23 protein-coding genes are annotated in these 22,576 nt (G+C 70.6%); 13 read left to right on the forward strand and 10 right to left on the reverse strand.

Features of this window, described 5'->3' with window-relative positions:
• Window position 1: 1 nt before the first annotated feature.
• From hsaC to hsaA, 3 genes are read right to left on the reverse strand one after another with little or no spacing between them, the layout of a single operon-like run.
• Window positions 2-901, reverse strand: a complete 900-nt coding sequence (hsaC, locus tag MCHUDSM44219_RS12500) for an iron-dependent extradiol dioxygenase HsaC (RefSeq protein ID WP_048418561.1) — start codon at window positions 899-901, stop codon at window positions 2-4.
• 4 nt (window positions 902-905) lie between these two features.
• A complete protein-coding gene (gene hsaD, locus MCHUDSM44219_RS12505; RefSeq protein ID WP_048418562.1) occupies window positions 906-1,790 on the reverse strand; it encodes a 4,5:9,10-diseco-3-hydroxy-5,9,17-trioxoandrosta-1(10),2-diene-4-oate hydrolase in 885 nt (294 codons plus the stop codon).
• A complete protein-coding gene (gene hsaA, locus MCHUDSM44219_RS12510) occupies window positions 1,791-2,975 on the reverse strand; it encodes a 3-hydroxy-9,10-secoandrosta-1,3,5(10)-triene-9,17-dione monooxygenase oxygenase subunit (protein ID WP_048418563.1) in 1,185 nt (394 codons plus the stop codon). It lies immediately after the preceding gene.
• Window positions 2,976-3,132: 157 nt separating this feature from the next.
• Here hsaA and MCHUDSM44219_RS12515 point away from each other — a divergent pair, with 157 nt between their 5' ends.
• Window positions 3,133-4,191: a ferredoxin--NADP reductase gene (locus MCHUDSM44219_RS12515; RefSeq protein WP_109777741.1), complete on the forward strand. Its 1,059-nt coding sequence runs from the start codon at window positions 3,133-3,135 to the stop codon at window positions 4,189-4,191.
• A 21-nt stretch (window positions 4,192-4,212) separates the two neighbouring features.
• Complete coding sequence (locus MCHUDSM44219_RS12520; RefSeq protein WP_048418565.1) at window positions 4,213-4,797, forward strand: hypothetical protein; 585 nt, start codon at window positions 4,213-4,215, stop codon at window positions 4,795-4,797.
• Here the strand turns inward: MCHUDSM44219_RS12520 and MCHUDSM44219_RS12525 are convergent.
• Window positions 4,794-6,905, reverse strand: coding sequence for an acyl-CoA dehydrogenase family protein (locus MCHUDSM44219_RS12525; RefSeq protein WP_048418566.1), 2,112 nt, complete (start codon window positions 6,903-6,905; stop codon window positions 4,794-4,796). The genes MCHUDSM44219_RS12520 and MCHUDSM44219_RS12525 overlap by 4 nt on opposite strands.
• Window positions 6,906-7,105: 200 nt before the next feature.
• On the opposite strand from MCHUDSM44219_RS12525, the gene kstR reads away from it, so the two are divergent.
• Both kstR and otsB read left to right on the forward strand, forming a co-directional pair.
• Window positions 7,106-7,801, forward strand: a complete 696-nt coding sequence (gene kstR, locus MCHUDSM44219_RS12530) for a cholesterol catabolism transcriptional regulator KstR (protein WP_048418567.1) — start codon at window positions 7,106-7,108, stop codon at window positions 7,799-7,801.
• A 4-nt stretch (window positions 7,802-7,805) separates the two neighbouring features.
• Window positions 7,806-8,552 carry a trehalose-phosphatase gene (gene otsB, locus MCHUDSM44219_RS12535; RefSeq protein ID WP_048418568.1) on the forward strand — a complete coding sequence of 249 codons (747 nt, stop codon included), beginning with the start codon at window positions 7,806-7,808 and terminating at the stop codon, window positions 8,550-8,552.
• Here the strand turns inward: otsB and MCHUDSM44219_RS12540 are convergent.
• A complete protein-coding gene (locus MCHUDSM44219_RS12540) occupies window positions 8,549-9,649 on the reverse strand; it encodes an Rv3575c family transcriptional regulator (protein WP_048418569.1) in 1,101 nt (366 codons plus the stop codon). The two genes, otsB and MCHUDSM44219_RS12540, sit on opposite strands and share 4 nt — an antisense overlap.
• 114 nt (window positions 9,650-9,763) lie before the next feature.
• Between MCHUDSM44219_RS12540 and MCHUDSM44219_RS12545 the strand changes: the two genes are divergently transcribed.
• The 4 genes from MCHUDSM44219_RS12545 to MCHUDSM44219_RS12560 are packed head-to-tail and all read left to right on the forward strand — an operon-like array spanning window position 9,764 to window position 13,125.
• Window positions 9,764-10,672, forward strand: a complete 909-nt coding sequence (locus tag MCHUDSM44219_RS12545) for a metal ABC transporter solute-binding protein, Zn/Mn family (RefSeq protein WP_082162166.1) — start codon at window positions 9,764-9,766, stop codon at window positions 10,670-10,672.
• A 9-nt stretch (window positions 10,673-10,681) separates the two neighbouring features.
• Window positions 10,682-11,509 (forward strand): metal ABC transporter ATP-binding protein, encoded by an 828-nt coding sequence (locus MCHUDSM44219_RS12550; protein ID WP_048418570.1) that lies wholly within the window; start codon window positions 10,682-10,684, stop codon window positions 11,507-11,509.
• A complete protein-coding gene (locus tag MCHUDSM44219_RS12555) occupies window positions 11,502-12,350 on the forward strand; it encodes a metal ABC transporter permease (protein WP_048418571.1) in 849 nt (282 codons plus the stop codon). The genes MCHUDSM44219_RS12550 and MCHUDSM44219_RS12555 overlap by 8 nt, the downstream gene beginning before the upstream one ends.
• A gap of 10 nt (window positions 12,351-12,360) precedes the next feature.
• Complete coding sequence (locus tag MCHUDSM44219_RS12560; RefSeq protein WP_048418572.1) at window positions 12,361-13,125, forward strand: LamB/YcsF family protein; 765 nt, start codon at window positions 12,361-12,363, stop codon at window positions 13,123-13,125.
• On the opposite strand, the gene MCHUDSM44219_RS12565 is transcribed toward MCHUDSM44219_RS12560, so the two are convergent.
• The gene (locus MCHUDSM44219_RS12565) at window positions 13,118-13,438 is read right to left on the reverse strand and encodes an ArsR/SmtB family transcription factor (protein ID WP_048418573.1); all 321 of its coding nucleotides are present in this window, start codon (window positions 13,436-13,438) and stop codon (window positions 13,118-13,120) included. The genes MCHUDSM44219_RS12560 and MCHUDSM44219_RS12565 overlap by 8 nt on opposite strands.
• A 102-nt stretch (window positions 13,439-13,540) precedes the next feature.
• Between MCHUDSM44219_RS12565 and MCHUDSM44219_RS12570 the strand changes: the two genes are divergently transcribed.
• The 3 genes from MCHUDSM44219_RS12570 to MCHUDSM44219_RS12580 are packed head-to-tail and all read left to right on the forward strand — an operon-like array spanning window position 13,541 to window position 16,897.
• Window positions 13,541-14,743 carry an MFS transporter gene (locus MCHUDSM44219_RS12570; RefSeq protein WP_048418574.1) on the forward strand — a complete coding sequence of 401 codons (1,203 nt, stop codon included), beginning with the start codon at window positions 13,541-13,543 and terminating at the stop codon, window positions 14,741-14,743.
• Window positions 14,744-14,753: 10 nt separating this feature from the next.
• Complete coding sequence (locus tag MCHUDSM44219_RS12575) at window positions 14,754-15,668, forward strand: MBL fold metallo-hydrolase (protein ID WP_048418691.1); 915 nt, start codon at window positions 14,754-14,756, stop codon at window positions 15,666-15,668.
• Window positions 15,659-16,897, forward strand: a complete 1,239-nt coding sequence (locus MCHUDSM44219_RS12580) for an SLC13 family permease (RefSeq protein ID WP_048418575.1) — start codon at window positions 15,659-15,661, stop codon at window positions 16,895-16,897. Before MCHUDSM44219_RS12575 ends, MCHUDSM44219_RS12580 begins: the two co-directional genes overlap by 10 nt.
• Here MCHUDSM44219_RS12580 and rlmB read toward each other — a convergent pair.
• The 4 genes from rlmB to carD are packed head-to-tail and all read right to left on the reverse strand — an operon-like array spanning window position 16,894 to window position 20,283.
• Window positions 16,894-17,835 carry a 23S rRNA (guanosine(2251)-2'-O)-methyltransferase RlmB gene (gene rlmB, locus MCHUDSM44219_RS12585; RefSeq protein WP_048418576.1) on the reverse strand — a complete coding sequence of 314 codons (942 nt, stop codon included), beginning with the start codon at window positions 17,833-17,835 and terminating at the stop codon, window positions 16,894-16,896. The genes MCHUDSM44219_RS12580 and rlmB overlap by 4 nt on opposite strands.
• The gene (gene cysS / locus MCHUDSM44219_RS12590; RefSeq protein WP_048418577.1) at window positions 17,835-19,226 is read right to left on the reverse strand and encodes a cysteine--tRNA ligase; all 1,392 of its coding nucleotides are present in this window, start codon (window positions 19,224-19,226) and stop codon (window positions 17,835-17,837) included. The genes rlmB and cysS overlap by 1 nt, the downstream gene beginning before the upstream one ends.
• Window positions 19,227-19,273: 47 nt before the next feature.
• Window positions 19,274-19,789 carry a 2-C-methyl-D-erythritol 2,4-cyclodiphosphate synthase gene (gene ispF / locus MCHUDSM44219_RS12595; RefSeq protein WP_048418578.1) on the reverse strand — a complete coding sequence of 172 codons (516 nt, stop codon included), beginning with the start codon at window positions 19,787-19,789 and terminating at the stop codon, window positions 19,274-19,276.
• A gap of 5 nt (window positions 19,790-19,794) precedes the next feature.
• Window positions 19,795-20,283 carry an RNA polymerase-binding transcription factor CarD gene (gene carD, locus MCHUDSM44219_RS12600; RefSeq protein WP_043412998.1) on the reverse strand — a complete coding sequence of 163 codons (489 nt, stop codon included), beginning with the start codon at window positions 20,281-20,283 and terminating at the stop codon, window positions 19,795-19,797.
• Window positions 20,284-20,523: 240 nt separating this feature from the next.
• Here carD and MCHUDSM44219_RS12605 point away from each other — a divergent pair, with 240 nt between their 5' ends.
• A complete protein-coding gene (locus tag MCHUDSM44219_RS12605; protein WP_053081237.1) occupies window positions 20,524-21,114 on the forward strand; it encodes a copper chaperone PCu(A)C domain-containing protein in 591 nt (196 codons plus the stop codon).
• 57 nt (window positions 21,115-21,171) lie between these two features.
• On the forward strand, window positions 21,172-22,557 hold the full coding sequence (gene radA, locus MCHUDSM44219_RS12610; protein ID WP_048418579.1) for a DNA repair protein RadA: 1,386 nt from the start codon (window positions 21,172-21,174) through the stop codon (window positions 22,555-22,557).
• The last annotated feature ends 19 nt before the right edge of the window (window positions 22,558-22,576 follow it).

Genomic DNA, 22,576 nt, shown 5'->3' on the forward strand with positions numbered 1-22,576 from the left:
GCTACTTGAAGCCCACGCTGAAGTCGTGACCCCACAGCGATACCGCGGTGCTCTCCCGGGCGACCCAGCTGTGGTCGTCCACTTCGAGCCCCTCGCAACCGAATTCGATGTCGAAGCCACCGGGGGTCTTCATGTAGAAGGACAGCATCTTGTCGTTGACGTGCCGGCCCAGCGTCGCCGACATCTTGACCTTGCGGCGCAGCGCACGGTCCAGGCACAGCCCGACGTCATCTGCGTTCTCCACCTCGACCATCAGATGCACGATCCCGCTGGGTGTTTCGCCCGGCATGAACGCCAGGCTGTGGTGACGGGGATTGACCCCGAGGAAGCGCAGCCAGGCCGGCGCGCCGTCGGCCGGGCGGCCGACCAGTTGCGGCGGCAGCTTCATCGAGTCGCGCAGACTGAAGCCGAGCACATCGCGGTAGAAGTGCAGCGTCTCCACGTCGTCGCGGGTGGTCAGCACGACGTGGCCGAGGCCCTGCTCCTCGGTGACGAATTTGTGGCCGTAGGGGCTGACGACGCGGCGGTGCTCCAGCGCGACACCGTGGAACACCTCCAGGGTGTTGCCCGACGGATCGTCGAACACGATCATCTCGTCGACGCGCCGCTCGGCGAGTTCGGCGGAGGTGCCCTCCTTGTACGGCGTGCCGTGCACGTCCAACCGCTGCCGGATCTCCTGCAGCCCAGCTGCATTGGCCGTCTCCCAGCCCGACACCAGCAGCCGGTCGTGCTCACCGGGGACGATCACCAGCCGGGCCGGGAACTCGTCCATGCGCAGATACAGCGCGCCCTCACCGGGGCCGGATCCCTCCACCATGCCGAGCACCTTCAACCCGTACTCGCGCCACGCACCGACGTCGGTGCTCTCGATGCGCAGGTACCCCAGTGAACGGATGGACACGGCTTCAGCCTCCGAGGAAATCGATGGTCAGCTTGTTGAATTCGTCGAACTTCTCCAGCTGCGCCCAGTGCCCGCACTGCCCGAACACGTGCAGCTGCACCCGTGGAATCTGCTTGAGCGCCACCAGTGCTCCGTCGAGCGGGTTCACTCGGTCCTCGCGACCCCAGATCAGCAGGACCGGCTGACGCAGCTTGTACACGTCGCGCCACATCATGCCGAGCTCGAAATCAGCCCCGGCGAACGACTTCCCCATCGCCTTGGTGGCCGCCAGCGACTCCGGGGTGCTGGCGATCTGGAACCGCTCCTCGACGAGTTCGGGCGTGATCAGGGACTGGTCGAAGACCATGATGCGCAGGAACTTCTCGATGTTCTCGCGGGTCGGGTCGTTGGCGAACCGGCCCAGCAGCTTGACACCCTCGGTGGGATCCGGCGCGAACAGGTTGACGCTCAGCCCGCCCGGGCCCATCAGCACCAGCCGGCCTGCCCGCTTGGGGTTGTCCAGCGCGAAGCGCACCGCCGTCCCCCCACCCAGCGAATTTCCGACCAGCGCAGCGCGTTCGATGCCCAGGTGATCGAACAGCCCGAGCAGCGCCGTCGCGCTGTAGCGGTTGTACTGCTCGTGCTCGGTGTGCTTGTCGGAGTGCCCGTAGCCGGGCTGATCGACGGCGAGCACGTGGAAATGCTTGGCCAGCACCCCGATGTTGCGGCTGAAATTCGACCAGCTCGAGGCGCCGGGTCCACCGCCGTGCAGCAGCACGACAGTGGGCGACTCCGGGTCGCCTGCCTCGTGGTAGTGCAGCCTCATGTCGTCGGCGACCTGCGCATAGCGTGAGGTCGACTCGAACGTGATCTCCTGCTGCTGGGCAGCTTCCGCGGCGAACGAGGTCATCTAGACCATCGTGTCCTGGGGCGGGAGGCCGAACGCGTCGTTGCCGAAGATCAGGTAGGCACGCTCGGGCTCGTTGGCCGCGTGCACCCGGCCCGCATGCGCGTCGCGCCAGAACCGCTGCACCGGCTGATCGAGATTCAGCGCGGTCGCACCCGATGCCTCGAACAGCAGGTCGATCGACGCGATCGCGCGCGCGGTGGCCCGCACCTGATCGCGGCGGGCGCGGGCGCGCAACGAGAACGGGATCTCCTGGCCGGACTGCAGCAGCTGGTATTCCTCGCCGACGTTGCCGATCAGTTGACGCCAGCCGGCGTCGATGTCGCTGGCGGCCTCGGCGATCCGGATCTTGGCGAACGGATCCTCCTTGGACTTCTCGCCGGCGAACGCCGCGCGCACCCGCTTGCCCTGATGCTCGACGTGGGCGTCGTACGCGCCGTAGGCCATACCCATGATCGGCGCGCTGATCGTCGTCGGATGCATGGTGCCCCACGGCATCTTGTAGACCGGCGCGGAGTTGGTCTGGTAGCCACCGGCACTGCCGTCGTTCATCGCCTTGTAGGACAGGAAGCGGTGACGCGGGACGAACACGTCCTTGACCACGACGGTGTTGCTACCGGTGGCCTTGAGCCCCACGACGTTCCACACGTCGTCGATGCGGTAGTCGTCCCGCGGGATCAGGAAGCTGCCGAAGTCGACCGGCCGGCCGTCCTTGATCACCGGGCCGCCGAGGAACGCCCACGTCGCGTGGTCGCAGCCCGACGACCACTGCCAGGCGCCGCTGACCAGGTAGCCGCCGTCGACGACGGTGCCCGCGCCCATCGGCGCGTAGGAGGACGACACCCGAACGGTGGGATCGTCGCCCCACACGTCCTCCTGGGCCTGCTGGTCGAACAGTGCGAGGTGCCAGTTGTGCACGCCGATGATCGACGAGACCCAACCGGTGGACCCGCAGGCGCTGGCGATGCGCCGGACGGCCTCGTAGAAGACCGTCGGATCGCACTGCAGGCCGCCCCACTGCTCGGGCTGCAGCAGCTTGAAGAACCCGACCTCGTCGAGTTCGGCCACGGTGTCATCGGGCAGGCGCCGCAGTTCCTCGGCAGCCGGGGCGCGTTTGGCGATCCGCGGCAGCAGATCGTCGATGCCGGCTAGAACCGACTGCACGTCGCGCTGTTCAATGGACGTCACTGTTGTGCCTCCCGGGAGTAGGGACCTGCTCAAAGATTAGAACACGTTACGATTTGTGTCGAGTAGCGGTGTCCTGTGGCCGCTGGACCAGCACACATGCATTTCTGTAACCTGTTCTAGTTATGAACGCCCGATGGTGGGGAAGAGAGAGTCGACCGTGACCGACGAGCCTTTGGGCAACCACGTGCTGGAACTGGAGATCGCCCAGGTGATCGACGAGACGTCCGACGCCCGGTCCCTGGTGTTCACCGCCCCCGCCGATGCGCCCGTCCCCGAGGACAAGCTGCGGTACTCGCCGGGGCAGTTCCTCACGCTGCGGGTGCCCAGCGAGCGGACGGGTTCGGTCGCCCGGTGCTACTCGCTGTGCAGCTCGCCGTTGACCGGCGACCCGATGACCGTCACCGTCAAGCGGACCGCCGACGGGTACGCCTCGAACTGGCTGTGCGACCACGCCCACCCCGGCATGCGCGTGCACGTGCTGGCGCCGTCGGGGACGTTCGTCCCCCGCACGCTCGACGCCGACTTCCTGCTGCTGGCCGCGGGCAGCGGCATCACCCCGATGATGGCCATCCTCAAGTCGGCGCTGGCCGAGGGCGGCGGCAAGGTCACGCTCGTCTACGCCAACCGCGACGAGACCTCCGTGATCTTCGCCGCCGCGCTGCGCGACCTGGCGGCCAAGTATCCCGACCGGCTGACCGTCGTGCACTGGCTGGAATCGGTGCAGGGACTGCCGAACGCGGCCGGGCTCGCCGAACTGTTCGCGCCCTACCGCGAGCGGGAGGCCTTCCTCTGCGGACCCGCGCCGTTCATGGCGGCCGCGCAGGAGGCGCTCACCGCCTGCGGAACCCCCGCCGAACGCGTCCACATCGAGGTGTTCAAATCGCTCGAGTCCGACCCGTTCGCCGCCGTGGTCATCGCCGACGACGACAGCGACGAAGGCCCTGCGACCGCGGTGGTGACGCTGGACGGCGCCACCCACGAGGTGTCCTGGCCGAGGCGGGCGAAGTTGCTCGACGTCCTGCTGGACAAGGGGCTCGACGCGCCGTTCTCCTGCCGCGAGGGGCACTGCGGCGCGTGCGCGGTGGTCAAGAAGTCCGGCGAGATCGAGATGGAGGTCAACGATGTGCTCGAAGACCAGGATCTCGACGAGGGCCTGATCCTCGCCTGCCAGGCCCACCCGCTCTCGGATTCGGTCGAAGTGACCTATGACGAGTGACGAGCGGATAGGTTTGCCAGGATGAACCGGCTCGCAGCAGCAGGCGCCACGGTGATGGCGCTGCTGACCACGGTCCTCGTCCACCCGGCGACGGCGGCCGCCGCATCGGACACGAAGACGTCCTCGATTCCCGTCGACCCCGCGACCTCGATCCAGATGCAGGTGTCGGCGAATTGCGATGCGGCCCAGGCGCGGTGCTTCTTCACCACCACCGCGAGCCTGCTGACGCCGGAGGGTCCCACCGGGTTCCCCGGTGACACCTGGGCGCGCCAGACGGTCACGCTGCGCAGTTCCAGCAGGGACGTCTGGCAGCAGGCCTGGTACAGCGCACCGTCGGGCAACCCGCGTGAGCTCAAGGGCGCCAATCACGAGAACGTGCTGTCGAAGATGTACCGGGCCCTCGACGACGTCGAGCTGTCCATCACCTACTTCGGCGGCGGCCCCATCGCGCGCTTCACCGCCGACGGCGATTCGGTGCCCACGCAGTGGCGGACCGGTCTGCCGGCCACCGACGCGGACTTCATCGCCTGCTCCCAGATCCAGGTCGTCTACAGCGGGGTGAACCTCACCACGCCCACCGCCTGCGCGCAGACCCGGTTCGGTTAACGCGGCAGGCCGAGCAGCCGCTCCCCCGCCATCGTCAGCAGGATCTGCTCGGTGCCGCCCGCGATGGTCAGGCACCGGGTGTTGAGGAAGTCGTGCACCTGCTGGTTCTCCACCGCGCCGGCGCCCTCGGACAGCTCCATCCGGAACTCCGCGAGCGCCTGGCGGTAGCGCACACCGATCAGCTTGCGGGCGCTGGCCTGCGGCCCGGGATCGCGCCCGCCGACCGCGAGCTGGGCGATGCGCTGATCCAGCAGCGAGCCCACCTGCGCGGTGACGATCAGCTCGCCGAGCCGATCCCGTTGCGCGTCATCGACATCCGACTCGGACACCACCCGTAGCAGCTCCTCCATCGGGTTGCCCAGCGCGGTGCCCTGCGCCATCGCCACGCGCTCGTTGGCCAGCGTGGTGCGCGCCAGCTTCCACCCGTCGTCGACGCCGCCGACCACCATCTCGTCAGGCACGAAGACGTCGTCGAAGAACACCTCGTTGAACAGTTCGTCGCCGGTGATCTCGCGCAGCGGCCGGATCACGATGCCGGGACTCTTCATGTCGATGAGGAAGTACGTGATGCCCTTGTGTTTCGGAGCGTCGGGATCGGTGCGGGCCAGGCACACCCCCCAGTGCGCCTTCTGCGCCGCCGAGGTCCACACCTTCTGCCCGGTGAGCTTCCAACCCCCTTCGGCGCGAACGGCTTTGGTGCGCAGCGCCGCCAGGTCCGAGCCGGCGCCCGGCTCGCTGAACAGCTGGCACCACATGAGGTCGCCGCGCAGTGTCGCCGGGACGAACTGCTCGATCTGCTCGGCGCTGCCGTGCTCGAGGATCGTCGGCACGGCCCACCACCCGATCACCAGGTCGGGCCGGGTGATGCCGGCCGCAGCCAGTTCCTGGTCGATCAGCAACTGCTCGGCTGGGCCGGCTCCGCGCCCGTGCGGCCGCGGCCAGTGCGGCGCAAGCAGGCCCGTCTCCGCCATCACGGCCTGCCGCCGGTCGGCCGGAGCGGCCGCGACTTCGGCCACCGCGGAAGCGATTTCGGGCCGCAGGTCGGCCACCGAGGCGAGGTCGATGTGCAGGTCGCGGCGCACCCCCTGCTGGGTCAGCGCGGCCACCCGGCGCAGCCAGTGCGACCGGCCGCCGAGGAATTGGGCCAGGCCGTAGGCCCGCCGCAGATACAGGTGCGCGTCGTGCTCCCACGTGATGCCGATCCCGCCGAGCACCTGGATGCAGTCCTTGGCGTTGGCCTTCGCGGCCTCGATGCCCACTGAGGCGGCCAGCGCCGCCGCGATCGACAGCTGGGCGTCATCGGCGTCACCGGCGGCGCGTGCCGCGTCGGCCGCGGCGACCGACGCCTGCTCGGAGCGCAGCAGCATCTCGGCGCACATGTGCTTGATGGCCTGGAAGCTGCCGATCGGCTTGCCGAACTGCTCGCGCACCTTCGCGTACTCGGTCGCCGTCCGCAGCAGCCAGCGCGCCACCCCGGCGGCCTCGGCCGCGGCCAGCGTCACCGCGAGGTCGGTCACCCGCTCCGCCGACATCGCCACCGGCACCGCGGCCGCGCGGTCGAGCACCACCCGAGCCAGCGGGCGGGAGAAGTCGGTCGCCTTGCGCGGTTCGACGGTGACGCCCGGCGTCGCGGCGTCGACCACCACCCACCCGTCGCCGGCCGGCAGCAGCAGGAGTCCGTCGGCCGTGGCGCCGAGCACGGCCGGCACCGTCCCGGACACGGCGCCGTCGGCGACCGTCAGGTCGGCGATCAGCGCGGCACCGGCGGTGCGCTGACCGGAGGCCAGGGCCCCGAGCCACTCGGCCTGCGCGTCCCCCAGCACCAGCGTGGCGAGCGCCGTCGTCGCCACGGGGCCGGGCACCAGGGCGGCCGCGGCCTCCTCGAGCATCGCGCACAGATCGGCGACCGTGCCGTCGGCGCCGCCGTGCTCCTCGGCCAGCGCGACGCCGAACATCCCCAGGTCGGCCAGCGCGGCGTACGGCCCGCGCCACGCGTCGGCGGTGCCGTGCTCGACATCGCGAACCGCGTCGACGGAGCCCGAGCCCGCCGCCCAGCTCCGGACGAGGTCGCGCGCTTCGGCCTGCTCGTCGGTGATGGTCGCAGACACCGTGACTCCTAGGGTTTGGGTGAGAACAGCGTGCGTCCCACTAGAACGTGTTCTAATAGTGCCAGCGTTCGACCGTCAAGTCGAACGCCATCACAGCAGACCACTGTCGTGATCGACACAGTGCGGCGGTGGGAAACCTACGACCGGTATGCGTATCGTTTTCACCAGTTGCACCGCACACCGAAGGAGCCGCGCACCGCATGTCCGGGTCGTCTGAGTCGTCACCAGGCACGTCGGCGCGCGCCGGCGCGGCGGGATCGGACACCCGTCCCCGCCAGGTGATGAACGTCGCGGTGCTGGCCGAATCGGAACTGGGCTCCGAGGCGCAACGTGAACGCCGCAAGCGCATCCTGGACGCCACGCTGGCGATCGCGTCCAAGGGTGGCTACGAGGCCGTGCAGATGCGGGCGGTGGCCGAACGCGCCGACGTCGCGGTCGGCACGCTCTACCGATACTTCCCGTCGAAGGTGCACCTGCTGGTCTCGGCGCTGGGCCGCGAGTTCGAGCGCATCGACGCCAAGACCGACCGATCCGTGCTGGCCGCGGGCGCGACGCCGTATCAACGGCTCAACATCATGGTCGGCAAGCTGAACCGCGCCATGCAGCGCAACCCGCTGCTGACCGAGGCGATGACGCGGGCGTTTGTGTTCGCCGACGCGTCGGCCGCCGGCGAGGTCGACTACGTCGGCAAGCTGATGGACTCGATGTTCGCCCGCGCGATGAGCGACGGCGAACCCACCGAGGATCAGTACCACATCGCCCGCGTGATCTCCGACGTGTGGCTGTCCAACCTGCTCGCGTGGCTGACCCGCCGGGCGTCGGCGACCGACGTGAGCAAGCGGCTCGATCTGGCGATGCGGCTGCTCATCGGCGACGGCGAGCAGCCTAAGATCTGACCTTGTGCTGCCGTCCGAGCTCTCGACCGCCCTCGAGGCCGCGGCCCGGGTGCCGCGACTGCTGATCACGTCCGACTTCGACGGCACGCTGTCCCCGATCGTCAACAACCCCGCCGATGCGCGGCCCCTGCCCGACGCGGGCCGCGCGCTTGTCGCGCTGGCCGAGCTGCCGTCCACCGAGGTCGCGCTGATTTCCGGGCGTGCGCTGCGCGACCTGCGTGTGCTGTCGTCGATGCCCGACGCCGTCCACCTGGTCGGCAGCCACGGCGCCGAGTTCGACTCCGGGTTCTCCCACGACATCGACACCGACCTGCTCGCGGCCATCACCGAGACGCTGAACGCGATCGCCGCCGACAAGGCGGGGGTGACGGTGGAGACCAAACCGGCGAGCGTGGCCCTGCACGTGCGCAACGCGTCGGACGACGACGGCGAGGCCGCGCTCGCCGCCGCCTGGGAGGCGGCCACCGGGTGGGATGCGCATGCGACGACGGGCAAGGCGGTGCTCGAGTTCGCGGTGATCTCCACCGACAAGGGCGAGGCGATCGACATCCTGCGGGCGGAGCACGACGCGTCGGCGGTGGTGTTCTTCGGCGACGACGTGACCGACGAGAAGGCGTTCCGCCGGCTGACCGACGCCGACGTCGGGGTGAAGGTCGGGCCCGGCGATACCGCGGCGACGCACCGGGTGTCCTCGCCCGAGGACGTCGCCGCCGCGCTGCAGTTCCTGCTTTCCGCGCGCGCGGGAGGTTAGGCCGGCGGACCCGAGGTGCGCCCCCGCACCACCTCGGTGTCGAGCACCTCGACGACCAGCAGCCCCGACCGGGGCGGGCTGTGCAGCAATTCCCCTGCGCGCCTGCCTTTTTCGATGCTCGGCTGGCGCACGGTGGTCAGTCCCCGCGACAGCGCTTCGGGCACCCCGTCGAAGCCGGTCACCGTCATCTGGCCGGGCACGTACACGCCGCGGGCGCGCAGCCGGTCCATCGCGGAGAGGGCGAGCACGTCGGCGGTGCACATCAGCGCAGTGATGCGCGGATTGGCGTCCAACGCCACGTCGGCGCCGGCACCCCCGGACGTGGGCAGGTGCTCGTAGCTCTCCACCACGGTCAGCGAATCCGGGTCGAGGCCGGCAGCGGCCATCGCGTCCCGCACACCGGCGATGCGTTCACTCTGGACGTGGAAGTCCGGGTTGCGGACCCGCTCGGGGTCCGCGAGCGCCGGTCCCGGGCCGCCGTGCGGCCAGTCGCGGCCCAGCCGCATGGTCAGCAGCCCGATCTCGCGGTGCCCCAGGTCGAGCACGTGCTCGGCCAGCGCGCGCATCGCGGCACGGTCGTCGATGCCGACCCGCGACGTCCCGGGCACATCCCTGGGCTGGTCGACGACCACCACGGGCAGATGCCGCTGGAGCACCACCGGCAGGTAGGGGTCGTCGTCGGAGGCCGAGTAGATCACGAACCCGTCGACGCCCGCGGCCAGCACGGCGGCCGAGCCGTCGCTCACGCTGCGGTTGGGCCCGACCGCGACCAGTAGCAGCCCCTGCCCGACGGCCTCGCACGATTCGGCCAGCCCGGCGACGAAGTCCAGCGCGGCGGGATCGCTGAACGAATAGTTCAGCGGTTCGGTGATGATCAGACCCACCGCACCGGCCCTGCGGGTGCGCAGCGAGCGGGCCACCGGATCGGGGCCCGGATAGCCGAGCCGCTTGGCGGTGGACAGCACTCGCTCGCGCAGCTCGGCCGACAGCTGATCCGGCCGGTTGTAGGCGTTGGAGACGGTGGTGCGCGAGACCTTGAGTTCGGCAGCCAGAGAGGCCAGGGTCGCGCGCCGTCTCGGCGTCGGAGTCCTGGACATGCTCTGTAGAGGGTAATTCATCCCCATCGCCCCGGCGCCGAGCACGCACCGGCACACATGCGCTACATTGGCGAAGTTATTGGAAACGATTTTCATTTGTATCAGGAGTTGCGCATGCGAGCCCTCGCCGCCCTGCCCGCCATGGCCGTGGCCGCCGTGCTGACGGTCGCCGTGGCCGGCTGTTCCCAGCAGCAGCCGAACACCGAGCACGGCACCGCCAACGTGGTCGCCTCCACCGACGTGTGGGGCAGCGTCGCCGCCGCCGTCGTCGGCGACCACGCGACCGTCAAGTCCATCGTGAGCGGGACCGTCGCCGACCCGCACTCCTTCGAGGCCAGCCCGTCCGACGTCGCCGAGATCGCCGACGCCTCACTGGTCGTCTACAACGGCGACCACTACGACCACTGGATCGACGACGTCCTGCAGAACTCGCACGACATCCCGACCGTCGACGCGTCGTCGCTCTCGCCGACCCAGCCACCGCCCAACGAGCACGTCTTCTACGACCTGCCCACCGTCAAGGCCGTCGCCGACCGCATCGCCGAGACCCTCGGGCAGTCCGATGCCGAGCACGCCGCCGATTACACGGCCAACGCGCAGAAGTTCGGCGACGCGCTGGACACGCTCACCCTCGCGCAGCACGGCATCGGCGAAGCCCACCCCGGCGCCTCGGTGGTCTCCACCGAACCCGTCGCGTACTACGCCCTGCGCAACGCCGGCATCGCCGACAAGACGCCGCCGTCGTTCGCGAACGCGGTCGAGGAGGGCGGCGACCCGTCGCCCGGCGATCTGGCCGCCGTGCTGGACCTGATCAACAACCGGCAGGTGTCGGCGATCGTCGTGAACACCCAGACCGAGGGCCCGGTCAGCAAGCAGCTGGCCGACGCGGCGCGACAGGCCGTGCTGCCCGTCATCTCGGTCACCGAGACGCTGCCCGACGGCATGGACTACCTGCAGTGGCAGCGCAAGACCGTCGACGAGATCGCGGCCGCGCTGGACAGTCCGCCGCCACCGAGCCGATAGTCACCGTCTGTGCCCACCGACGACCTCGTAGAACTGCGCCACGCGCGGCTCGCCTTCGGCGACCGCGTGCTGTGGGACGACCTGGACCTCACGGTGCGCGCCGGCGAGTTCATCGCCATCCTCGGACCCAACGGCACCGGCAAGACGTCGCTGCTCAAGGTGCTGCTGGGGCAGGTTCCCCTCAGCGCGGGCGACGTGCGGATCGCCGGCGAGCCCGTCACGACCGGCAGCCGGAAGATCGGCTACGTCCCCCAGCACCGGTCGATGGACCGCGGGCTGTCGCTGCGCGCCTCGGATCTGGTGGCGCTCGGCTACGACGGGCACCAGTGGGGCTTCGCCGGCTGGAGCCCCGCCGCGCGGCGGGCCAAGCGTGAGGCGGTGCGCCAGGCGCTGGCCCAGGTCAACGGCACCGACTTGGCGCACGCGTCGGTCGGCGTGATGTCCGGCGGCGAACTGCAACGCATCCGGGTGGCCCAGGCTCTGGTGACCGATCCCGTGCTGCTGCTGTGCGACGAACCGCTGCTGAATCTCGATCCCGCCAACGCGGGCCTGGTCTCCGCGCTGATCGACCGGCGTCGCCGCGACGCCGGCACCGCGGTTCTGTTCGTCACCCACGAGGTCGACCCCGTGCTGCCGTACGTGGACCGGGTGATCTACCTCGTCGACGGCCGGTTCCGTGTCGGCACCGTCGCCGAGGTGATGACATCGGCGACGCTGTCGGAGCTCTACGGCGCCGAGATCGAGGTGCTCGAAGTGGGCGGGCGCTTCATCGTCATCGGGGAACACAGCCAGTACCAGCACGACCACTGCGAGGGCCGAGGGCACGCCCATGAATGACAAGCTCTCCGACGTCGTCTCCCACTTCTTCGACTTCGGCGCCACCGCCGACCTGCTCAGCCGCGACTTCGTCCAGCAGGCGCTGCTCGCCTCGGCGCTGCTGGCGCTGGTGTCCGGCATCGTCGGGCCGCTGATCGTCATGCGGCAGATGTCCTTCGCGGTGCACGGCTCCAGCGAACTGTCGCTGACCGGCGCGGCCTTCGCGCTGCTGGCCGGCTTCAACATCGGCATCGGCGCGCTGCTGGGATCGGCGCTGGCGGCCGTGCTGTTCGGCATCCTCGGCCAGCGGGCCCGCGAACGCGACTCCGCGATCGGCGTGGTGCTGGCCTTCGGCCTGGGTCTGGCCGTGCTGTTCATCCACCTCTACCCCGGCCGCACCGGCACCAGCTTCGCGCTGCTGACCGGCCAGATCGTCGGCGTCGGATACTCCGGGCTGGCGCTGCTGACCGTGGTGGCCGTCGTCGTCATCGCCGTGCTCGCGGTGTCCTACCGGCCCCTGCTGTTCGCGACCGTCGACCCCGAGGTGGCCGCGGGCCGCGGCGTCCCGGTGCGCGGGCTGGGCATCGTGTTCGCCGCGCTGGTGGGCGTCACCGCCGCCCAGGGCGTGCAGATCGTCGGGGCGCTGCTGGTGATGTCGCTGCTGATCACGCCGGCGGCCGCGGCGGCGCGGGTGTTCACCTCGCCGGTCAAGGCGATGGGCGCCTCGGTGCTGTTCGCCGAGACAGCCGCCATCGGCGGCCTGGTGCTGTCCCTGGCCCCCGGCGTGCCGGTGTCGGTGTTCGTCACGACGATCTCGTTCGCGATCTTCCTGGTCTGCTGGCTGGTCGGCAGCCGCCGTTAGGCTGGTCGTCGTGGCCACCCGCACGGTCGACCTGAACGCCGATCTCGGCGAGGGCTTCGGGGTGTGGCAACTCGGCGACGACGACGCGATGCTGGGCATCGTCACCAGCGCCAACGTCGCCTGCGGCTTCCACGCCGGGGACTCGGCGACGCTGGCGCGCACCTGCAGGCTCGCCGCCGAACGCGGCGTGCGGATCGGCGCCCAGGTCAGCTACCGCGACTTCGCCGGCTTCGGCCGCCGGTTCATCGACGTGCCGCCCGAGGAACTGGCCGCCGACGTGATGTACCAGATCGGTGCCCTGTCCGCTCTCGCCAAGGCCGCCGGGTCGACGGTGTCCTATGTCAAGCCGCACGGCGCCCTCTACAACGCGGTGGTCACGCACCGCGATCAGGCCCGCGCGGTGGCCGAGGCGGTGCATGCGGTGGACCCGGAGCTCCCGCTGCTCGGCCTCGCCGGCTCGGTGCTGTTCGACGCGGCGGCCGAGCTCGGGCTGCGCACGGTCGCCGAGGCGTTCGCCGACCGGTCCTACCGGCCCGACGGGCAGCTGGTGTCGCGGCGGGAACGCAACGCGGTGCTGAGCGATCCCGACGAGATCGCCGAGCGGGTGATCTCGATGGTCACCGCGGGCCGGGTGGCGGCGGTGGACGGTTCGACGATCCCGATCACCGTGGAATCGGTGTGCGTGCACGGCGATTCCGAGGGTGCGGTGCGGATCGCCACCGCGGTGCGGACCCGGCTGCTGGCCGAGGGTGTCGACCTCTCGCCGTTCAGCTGACCGGGGCGCCGGCGTCGCGGTTCGCGCAGGAAACCACGCTGCCCAGCAGCCCCGGCAGGGCCGTCTCCACCTCGTCGACGCGCAGCCGCTGGAACGTCAGCCCGTCGATCACCAGGCGCTCGGTCACGCCGGCCTCGCGCAGGATCTTGAAGTGGTGGGTGGCCGTCGACTTGTTGATGCCGTCGTAGAGCGCCCCGCACTGCAGCGGCCCGCCGGCGTTGTGCAGCCGTCGCACGATCTCCAGTCGGACCGGATCGTGCAGCGCTGCCAGCACCTGCTGCACCCGGGCGACCGGGTGCGCGTCGTCGGCCATGAGTGTCCTTCACCACGCGGGGTTTGATGATCGTCGAACCCAGCGTACGCTCGATCGGGTTCGATGTCTGTCAAACCGTATCGACCGGAAGTGGGGCACCCGATGGTGGCGATCGACCGTCCGATCAGCGAGACGCAGCGTTGGGCCTACCCGCTGCTGCTCGTCCTGAGCGGCGTCGCGCTCGGGGTATCGGGGCTGCCCGCGCCGCTGTACGGCATCTACGAGTCGGACTGGCACCTCTCGCCGCTGGCCACCACGATCGTGTTCGCCGTCTACGCCGTCGCCGCGCTCGCCGCGGTGCTGGTGTCGGGCCGGATCTCCGACGTGGTGGGCCGCAAACCGGTGCTCGTCGGCGCCCTGATCGCGCTGCTGGTCGGGCTGGGGGTCTTCCTCATCGCCGACAACATGGCGCTGCTACTGCTCGCCCGCACCATCCACGGCGCGGCCGTCGGCTCGATCGTCGTCGCCGGCGCGGCGGCCCTGCTGGACCTGCGCCCCGACCACGGCGTGCGCTCGGGTCAGCTCTCCGGCGTCAGCTTCAACGTCGGGATGACCGTCGCCATCCTGGGCTCCGCGCTGCTCGCCCAGTACGCACCACACCCGCTGCGCACGCCGTACGCGGTGGTCGCCGTGATCTGCCTGATCGTCGGGATCGGGGTGCTCGCCCTGCGCGAGCCGCACACCGCACGCGCCGAGGGTCCGATCCGCATCGCCAAACCCGCTGTGCCGCAAGAGATCCGGTCAGACTTCTGGTTCTCCGCGCTCGGCGCGATGGCGTCCTGGTCGGTGCTCGGCGTGCTGCTGTCGCTGTACCCGTCGCTGGCCGCGCGGCAGACCCACATCGACAACCTCGTCTTCGGCGGCGCCGTCGTCGGCACCACCGCGTTCGCCGCAGCGCTGGCCCAGCTGGCCGCGACCCGGCTGCCCGCCAAGTACTCCGCGATCATCGGCGACGTCGGAATGGCCGTGTCGCTGCTGCTGACCATCCCGGTGCTGCTCACCCACCAGCCGCAGCTGGTGTTCGTGGCCGCTGCGCTACTGGGCGCGACGTTCGGGCTCGGCTTCGGCGGCTCGCTGCGCCACCTGTCCGATGTCGTGCCCGCCGGCCGCCGCGGCGAGACGATGTCGGCGTTCTACCTGCTGGCCTACACCGCGATGGCGGTGCCCACGCTGGTCGCGGGCTGGGCGGCCACGCAGTGGGACCTGGCGTCGGTGTTCCCGTGGTTCGCCGGCGCGGTCGCCGCCGCCTGCCTCGGCGCGGCCGTCGCAGGGCTGCGTGGCGTCCGGGCGGCGCGCACACCCTAGGGTGGCCGTCATGCGTTTGAGGCTCGGCCGTCCCGATCTCGCCGCCTACGCCCGCCGGTTCGACGTGCCCGCCGCGGCCGCGACGACCCCGGTAACGGTGACGTGGGCCGGCGTCACGACGCTGCTGATCGACGACGGCGACTCCGCGGTGATGACCGACGGGTTCTTCTCCCGGCCGGGCCTGCTCACCGTCGCGTCCCGTCCGCTGCGCCCGTCGCTGCCCCGAATCCAGCACGCCCTGAACCGGCTCGGCGTCGAGCGTCTCGACGCGGTCACCCCGGTGCACACCCACTTCGACCACGCGATGGACTCGGCCGTCGTCGCCGGCCGCACCGGGGCGCGACTCATCGGCGGTGCGTCGGCCGCGCAGGTCGGACGTGGCGCCGACCTGGACCGCGTCGACGTCGTCACGCCGGGCGAACCGATCACGGCCGGGGCGTACGACATCACGCTGATCGAAGGGCACCACTGCCCGCCCGATCGCTTCCCCGGACAGATCACCGCGCCGGTGCGGCCACCGGCGCGGGCGTCGGTGTACCGCTGCGGCGAGGCCTGGTCCACGTTGGTCACCCACCGGCCCAGCGGCCGCACGCTGCTGATCGTCGGCAGCGCCGGCTATGTGCGCGGCGCGCTGCGCGGCCGCACCGCGGACGTGGCCTACCTCGGCGTCGGGCAACTCGGGCTGCAGCCGGAGAGCTACCTCGTCGAGTACTGGACCGAGACCGTGCGCACGGTCGGGGCGCGCCGGGTGGTGCTCATCCACTGGGACGACTTCTTCCGCCCCCTCGACCAGCCGCTGCGCGCGTTGCCGTTCGCCGCCGACGACCTCGACGCCTCGATGCGGGTGCTCAGCCGGCTGGCGGCCGAGGACGGCGTCGATCTGCACCTGCCGACCCTCTGGCAGCGCGCCGATCCATGGAACTGATCCTGTCGGTGGCCGCGCTCGTCGCGGTCCTCGGGTTCGCCCTGCTGCGCCCGCACGGCTGGCCCGAGGCCGTCGTCGCGGTGCCCGCCGCCGCGCTGGTGATCGTGGCCGGCGCGATCGACTGGCACGACGCCTTGGCCGAAGTGTCCCGGCTGGCACCTGTGGTCGGTTTCCTGGCGGCGGTGCTGGTGCTCGCCCGGCTGTGCGACGACGAGGGCCTGTTCCACGCGGCAGGCGTGCTGATGGCCCGAGCCACCTCGGGCGGACAGACCCGGCTGCTGGTGTCGGTGTTCGGGATCTCCGCCGCCGTCACCGCGATCCTCAGCCTGGACGCCACGGTCGTGCTGCTGACTCCGGTGGTGCTGGCCACCGCGCGCACACTCGCCGTGCCTGCCCGGCCGCACGCGTATGCGACCGCGCACCTGTCCAACAGCGCGTCCCTGCTGCTGCCGGTGTCCAACCTGACCAACCTGCTGGCGTTCGGCGCGGCGGGGCTGACGTTCCTGCACTTCGCCGCGCTGATGACGTTGCCGTGGCTGGCCGCGATCGCCGTCGAGTTCGTGCTGCTGCGACTGCTGTTCGCCAAGGACCTGCGGGTGGCTCCGCAGGAGGCACCCCGCGAGCCCGTCGATGTACCGCTGTTCGCGCTGGTGGTCGTCGGCCTGACGCTGGCCGGCTTCGCGGTCACCTCGTTGCTCGGGCTGTCGCCGGCCTGGGCCGCGCTGGCGGGCGCCGTGGTCCTCGGTGCACGGGGGCTCGTGACGCGGCGCAGCTCGGTCGCGAAGATCACCGCCGCGCTGGATCTGCCGTTCCTGGCGTTCGTGCTGTGTCTGGGCGTGGTGGTCGCCGCGGTGATGCGCAACGGGCTGGAGACGGCGATGCAGAGAGTGCTGCCCGACGGGCAGGGTCTGCTCGCGCTGCTCGGCATCGCGGCCGTCGCCGCGGTGCTCTCCAACGTCGTCAACAACCTGCCCGCGGTGCTGGTGCTGCTGCCGCTGGTCACCCCGGTCGGTCCCGCGGCCGTGCTGGCGGTGCTGATCGGCGTCAACGTCGGCCCCAACCTGACCTACGTCGGGTCACTGGCGAACCTGCTGTGGCGCAGCGTGGTCCGCCGGGACATGAACCCCAGCTTCGCGGAGTTCAGCCGCATCGGACTGGCCACCACACCGCCCGTGCTGATCGCGTCGGTGCTGGCGCTGTGGGCGGGCTTGCAGCTGTTCGGGGTCTAACCGCGGCGCTGGCGCGCGATCTCGGCGAGCACGACGCCCGCGGCCACCGATGCGTTGAGCGATTCGGTGGGCCCGGCCATCGGGATCGACACGATGGCGTCGCAGTTCTCCCGCACCAGCCGGGACAATCCCTTGCCCTCCGATCCGACCACCACCATGATCGGGCCGCTGCCGTCGATCTCGTCGATCGCTGTGTCTCCGCCGGCATCGAGGCCGACGATCTGCACGCCGGCATCGGCGTACTGCTTGAGCGCGCGGTTGAGGTTGGTCGCCCGTGCCACCGGGGTGCGGGCCGCCGCACCCGCGCTGGTGCGCCACGCCACCGCGGTCACCGACGCGGACCGGCGCTGCGGGATCAGCACGCCGTGACCGCCGAACGCCGCGACCGAGCGCACGATCGCGCCCAGGTTGCGCGGGTCGGAGATGTTGTCCAGGGCGACCAGAAGCGGCGGCGCCGCGTCCTTCTTCGCCGCGGCCAGCAGATCGTCGGGGTGGGCGTAGCTGTAGGGCGGCACCTGCAGCGCCAGGCCCTGGTGCATGCCGTTGGCGGCGATCCGGTCGAGGTCGTGGCGCGGCACCTCGAGGATCGCGATCCCCTTGTCGGCCGCGGTCTGCACCGCCTCGGTCAGGCGTTCGTCGGAGTCGGCGCCCAGGGCGACGTAGAGCGCCGTGGCGGGCACGCCCGCGCGCAGGCACTCCACCACCGGATTGCGGCCGAGCACGATCTCGGTGTCGTCGGTCTTGCGGTGCCGGCCCTGCTGCTGGCGGGCGGCCTTCGCGGCGCGCTTGGCCGCCGGGTGGTGGGGCCGCTGATGCGCAGGCGGAGTCGCACCCTTGCCTTCCAGCCCGCGGCGGCGCACACCACCGGAGCCGACCGTCGGGCCCTTCTTCGTGCCGGCCTTGCGGACCGCGCCGCGCCGTTGGGAGTTGCCCGCCATTACTTGTCCGTCCCGTCCAACAGTGACCACTGGGGACCGTCGGAGGTGTCGGTCACCTCGATGCCCGCCTCCTTGAGCCGGTCGCGGATCGCGTCGGCCTCGGCCCAGTCGCGCCGCGCCCTCGCGTCTTCGCGCCGTCGTACCTCGGCCTGCACCAGCACGTCGACCGCGGCCAGCGCCGCCGACGTCTCGTCGCGGGACTCCCAGCGTTCGTCGAGCGGATCCGCCCCGAGGATGCCCATCATCGCGCGGATCGACATCGCGTGCGTGAGTGCCGACTCGTGGTCGCCCGCATCGAGGGCCCGGTTGCCCTCGGCGCGCGCGGCGTGCACCTCGGCCAGCGCGATCGGCACCGACAGGTCGTCGTCGAGTGCGGCACCGAACTTCGGGGTCCACTCACCCGGCACCACCGCGCCGACCCGGGTGCGCACCCGGTGCAGGAAGTCCTCGATACCCGTGTAGGCCTTCGCGGCGTCGGCCAGTGCCGTCTCGGAGAACTCGAGCATCGACCGGTAGTGCGCACTGCCCAGGTAGTAGCGCAGCTCGGCGGCCCGGACTCGTTGCAGCACAGCGGGAATCGCCAGGACGTTGCCCAGCGACTTGCTCATCTTCTCGCCGCCCATGGTGACCCAGCCGTTGTGCAGCCAGAACCGGGCGAAGCCGTCGCCGGCGGCCTCGGCCTGGGCGATCTCGTTCTCGTGGTGCGGGAACACCAGGTCCATGCCGCCGGCGTGGATGTCGAATTCGGCGCCGAGGTACTCGTGGGCCATCGCGACGCACTCGGTGTGCCAGCCGGGGCGGCCGCGGCCCCACGGCGTCGGCCACGACGGCTCGCCGGGTTTGGCGCCCTTCCACAGGGTGAAGTCCCGCTGGTCACGCTTGCCCGTCGCGACGCCCTCACCCTGGTGCACGTCGTCGATCCGGTGACCGGACAGCTTGCCGTACTCCGGCAGCGTCGCGACGTCGAAATACACGTCGCCCGCCCCGGTGTAGGCGTGGCCGCGACCGATGAGCCGCTCGATGAGCTCCACCATCTGGGTGATGTGCCCGGTGGCACGCGGCTCCGCCGACGGGGGAAGCACCCCCAGCGCGTCGTACGCGGCCGAGAACGCCCGCTCGTAGGTCGACGCCCATTCCCACCACGGCCGGCCCGCGTCGGCGGCCTTGGTGAGGATCTTGTCGTCGATGTCGGTGACGTTGCGGATGAACGCGACGTCGAAGCCCTTGGCGGTCAGCCAGCGGCGCAGCACGTCGAACGCGACACCACTGCGGACGTGCCCGATGTGCGGCAGGCCCTGCACCGTGGCGCCACACAGGTAGATCGAGACGTGGCCGGGCCGCAGTGGCGCGAAATCGCGCACACCGCCAGACAAGGTGTCATAGAGCCGCATGACAGCTGCGGGGCGTTCGGTCACGACGGGCCAGCTTACCGGCCCGATCAGGCGAAACCCTCATCGCGGTTTGTCTGCTCTTCGCGCAAGCGCTCATCGCCGAAAACCAGGGCCGTCGCGATCGCCGCCAGCCCCTCCCCACGGCCGGTCAGACCGAGGCCGTCGGTGGTGGTGGCGGACACCGAAACGGGGGCCCCCAGCAACGCGGAGAGCACCCGTTGGGCCTCCGCACGGCGCGGACCGACCTTGGGCCGGTTGCCGATGACCTGCACGGCGGCGTTGCCGACCCGCAGGCCGGCGCCGTCGAGCAGGGAGCGCACGTGGCGCAGCATGTCGGCACCGGACACCCCCCGCCACTGCGGGCGGTCGGTGCCGAAGACTTCGCCGATGTCGCCCATGCCCGCTGCGGACAGCAGAGCATCGCAGAGGGCATGGGCGGCGACGTCTCCGTCGGAGTGACCGGCACAACCGTCGGCGTCGTCGAACAGCAGACCCAGCAGCCAGCACGGACGTCCGGCTTCGAGGGGGTGGACGTCGGTACCCAGACCGACGCGGGGAATCACGTCCTTCAGGACGCGGCGGCGAGAGCCTCGTCGAGAATGGTCGCAGCCTTCTCGTCGTCGGTGTTCTCGGCCAGCGCGAGTTCACCCACCAGGATCTGACGGGCCTTGGCCAGCATGCGCTTCTCGCCGGCGGACAGACCACGCTCCTGGTCGCGGCGCCACAGGTCACGCACGACCTCGGCCACCTTGTTCACATCACCGGAGGCGAGCTTCTCCAGATTGGCCTTGTACCGGCGCGACCAGTTGGTCGGCTCCTCGGTATGCGGGGCACGGAGCACCTGGAAGACCTTGTCGAGGCCCTCCTGTCCGACGACATCGCGCACACCCACGTATTCGGCGTTGTCCGCGGGCACCCGAACGGTGAGATCACCCTGGGCGACCTTCAAGACGAGATATTCCTTCTGCTCGCCTTTGATGGTCCGGGTTTCGATCGCCTCGATCAACGCAGCACCGTGGTGTGGATAGACAACGGTGTCTCCGACCTTGAAAATCATCAGTTTCGAGCCCCTTTCACATGACGAGTTTAACACGCGCCGCCGACAGGGGTGCGCCAACAATGCAGGTCAGGGGCACAGTCGGCGAACACCAGGGGTTGACACACCGGCGAATCCGTGCAAGGCGCGCACCTGTCGCGCCCTGCGCTACCGCACGCAATCCCGACCTACTACTCTGCATAGTCGAACCAGGAAGACCGGCATGTCACGTCGCGTTGTCGGCCGAGCAGGAGGCACCCAGTGAACCCCTTAGAACGGCGCACTTCTGTCATCACCGCCGCCGTGGCGACCGCCGCGGTGGGCCTGTCCATGGTCCTGAGCGGCTGCGGCGCGGGTCAGGTCTCCCAGACCGCGACGCAGGAGCCGGCGATCAACGGCACCAGCGGCAAAGCCGGCCCGATCGCGTTGCGCAACGTGCACCTGCGCGCCCAGCAGACCGCGGACTACGTCCAGCCGGGCCGCGACGTCGAGCTGATCTTCACCGCCGCCAACACCTCGGCCGATGTCAACGACAAGCTGGTCCGGATCACGTCCGACGTCGGCTCGGTGACGCTGACCGGCGACGGAGCGCTGCCGGCCAACGGTGTGTTGGTGGTGGGCACCCCCGACGGTCAGACGGCGGCGCTGGAGAGCATCGAGCCCGCCGACGCCGCCGAGGCCAAGGTCGCGCTGAGCAAGCCGGTCACCAACGGGCTGACCTACGACTTCACGTTCACCTTCGAGAAGTCCGGCGAGACCACCGTGGCGGTCCCGATCTCGGCGGGCGAGTCGCCGCGGCGCGAGGTCACCGACGACGGCGCTCCGGCCGAAGGCCACTCCGGCGGGCACTAGCCCCCGCATCGGGCGCGCCGCGCCCGATCTGTCGGTCCCGCCGGATACCGTCACCCCGTGGCCCGGACTTCGAAAACACGTTCGCAATACCGGTGTTCGGAATGCCACCACATCACGCCCAAATGGGTGGGCCGCTGCTCTGAGTGCGGCACCTGGGGCACGGTCGACGAAGTCGCGCTGACCGCGGTGGGCGGTTCGGCCACCCGGCGTGTCGTGGCCCCCACGTCCCCCGCGGTGCCGATCAGCTCCATTGACCCGGGCAGCACACGGCACTTCCACACCGGGGTCAGCGAACTCGACCGCGTGCTGGGCGGGGGTCTGGTGCCCGGCTCGGTGACGCTGCTGGCCGGCGATCCGGGGGTCGGCAAGTCCACGCTGCTGCTCGAGGTCGCCCACCGCTGGGCTCAGACCGGCCGGCGCGCGCTGTACCTGTCGGGCGAGGAGTCGGCCGGCCAGATCCGGCTCCGCGCCGAACGCACCGGCTGCGCGCACGACGAGGTCTATCTCGCCGCGGAATCGGATCTGCAGACGGCCTTGGGCCATATCGAGGCGGTCGCACCGTCGCTGGTCGTCGTCGACTCGGTGCAGACCATGTCGACCACCGAGGCCGACGGGGTGACCGGCGGCGTCACCCAGGTGCGCGCGGTCACGACGGCGCTGACGATGACCGCCAAGACCACCGGCGTGGCGATGCTGCTCGTCGGCCACGTCACCAAGGACGGCGCGATCGCCGGGCCGCGTTCCCTCGAGCATCTCGTCGACGTCGTGCTGCACTTCGAGGGCGATCGGGCGTCGTCGCTGCGGATGGTGCGCGGCGTCAAGAACCGGTTCGGGGCCGCCGACGAGGTCGGCTGTTTCCTGTTGCACGACAACGGGATCGAGTGTGTGTCCGATCCCTCGGGGCTGTTCCTCGACCAGCGCCCCAAGGCGGTGCCGGGCACGTCGGTCACGGTGACGCTGGACGGCAAGCGGCCGATGATCGGCGAGGTGCAGGCACTGATCGGCTCACCCGCGAGCGGTAGTCCGCGCCGGGCGGTCAGCGGCATCGACTCCTCGCGGGCGGCGATGATCACCGCCGTGCTGGAGAAGCGGGCCCGGCTGCCCGTCGGCGCCAACGACATCTATCTGTCCACCGTCGGCGGGATGCGTCTGACCGACTCGTCGTCTGATCTCGCGGTGGCGCTGGCCATCGCGTCGGCGTTCACCGACCTGCCGATGCCGACCAATGCGATCGCGATCGGGGAGGTCGGCCTCGCCGGTGACCTCCGCCGGGTGACGGGCATGGACCGCCGGCTGTCCGAGGCCGCGCGGCTGGGGTTCACCTGCGCCGTGGTGCCTGCCGGGGTGGCCTCTCCCCCGGCCGGGCTGCGCGCCATCCCGGCCGACGACATCACCTCGGCATTGCAGGTCCTGCGGCGGATCAGCCAGAATGACGCGAACTGAGGCGGATCCGAGGGGAACA

Source organism: Mycolicibacterium chubuense (assembly GCF_001044255.1).
GTDB lineage: Bacteria > Actinomycetota > Actinomycetes > Mycobacteriales > Mycobacteriaceae > Mycobacterium > Mycobacterium chubuense.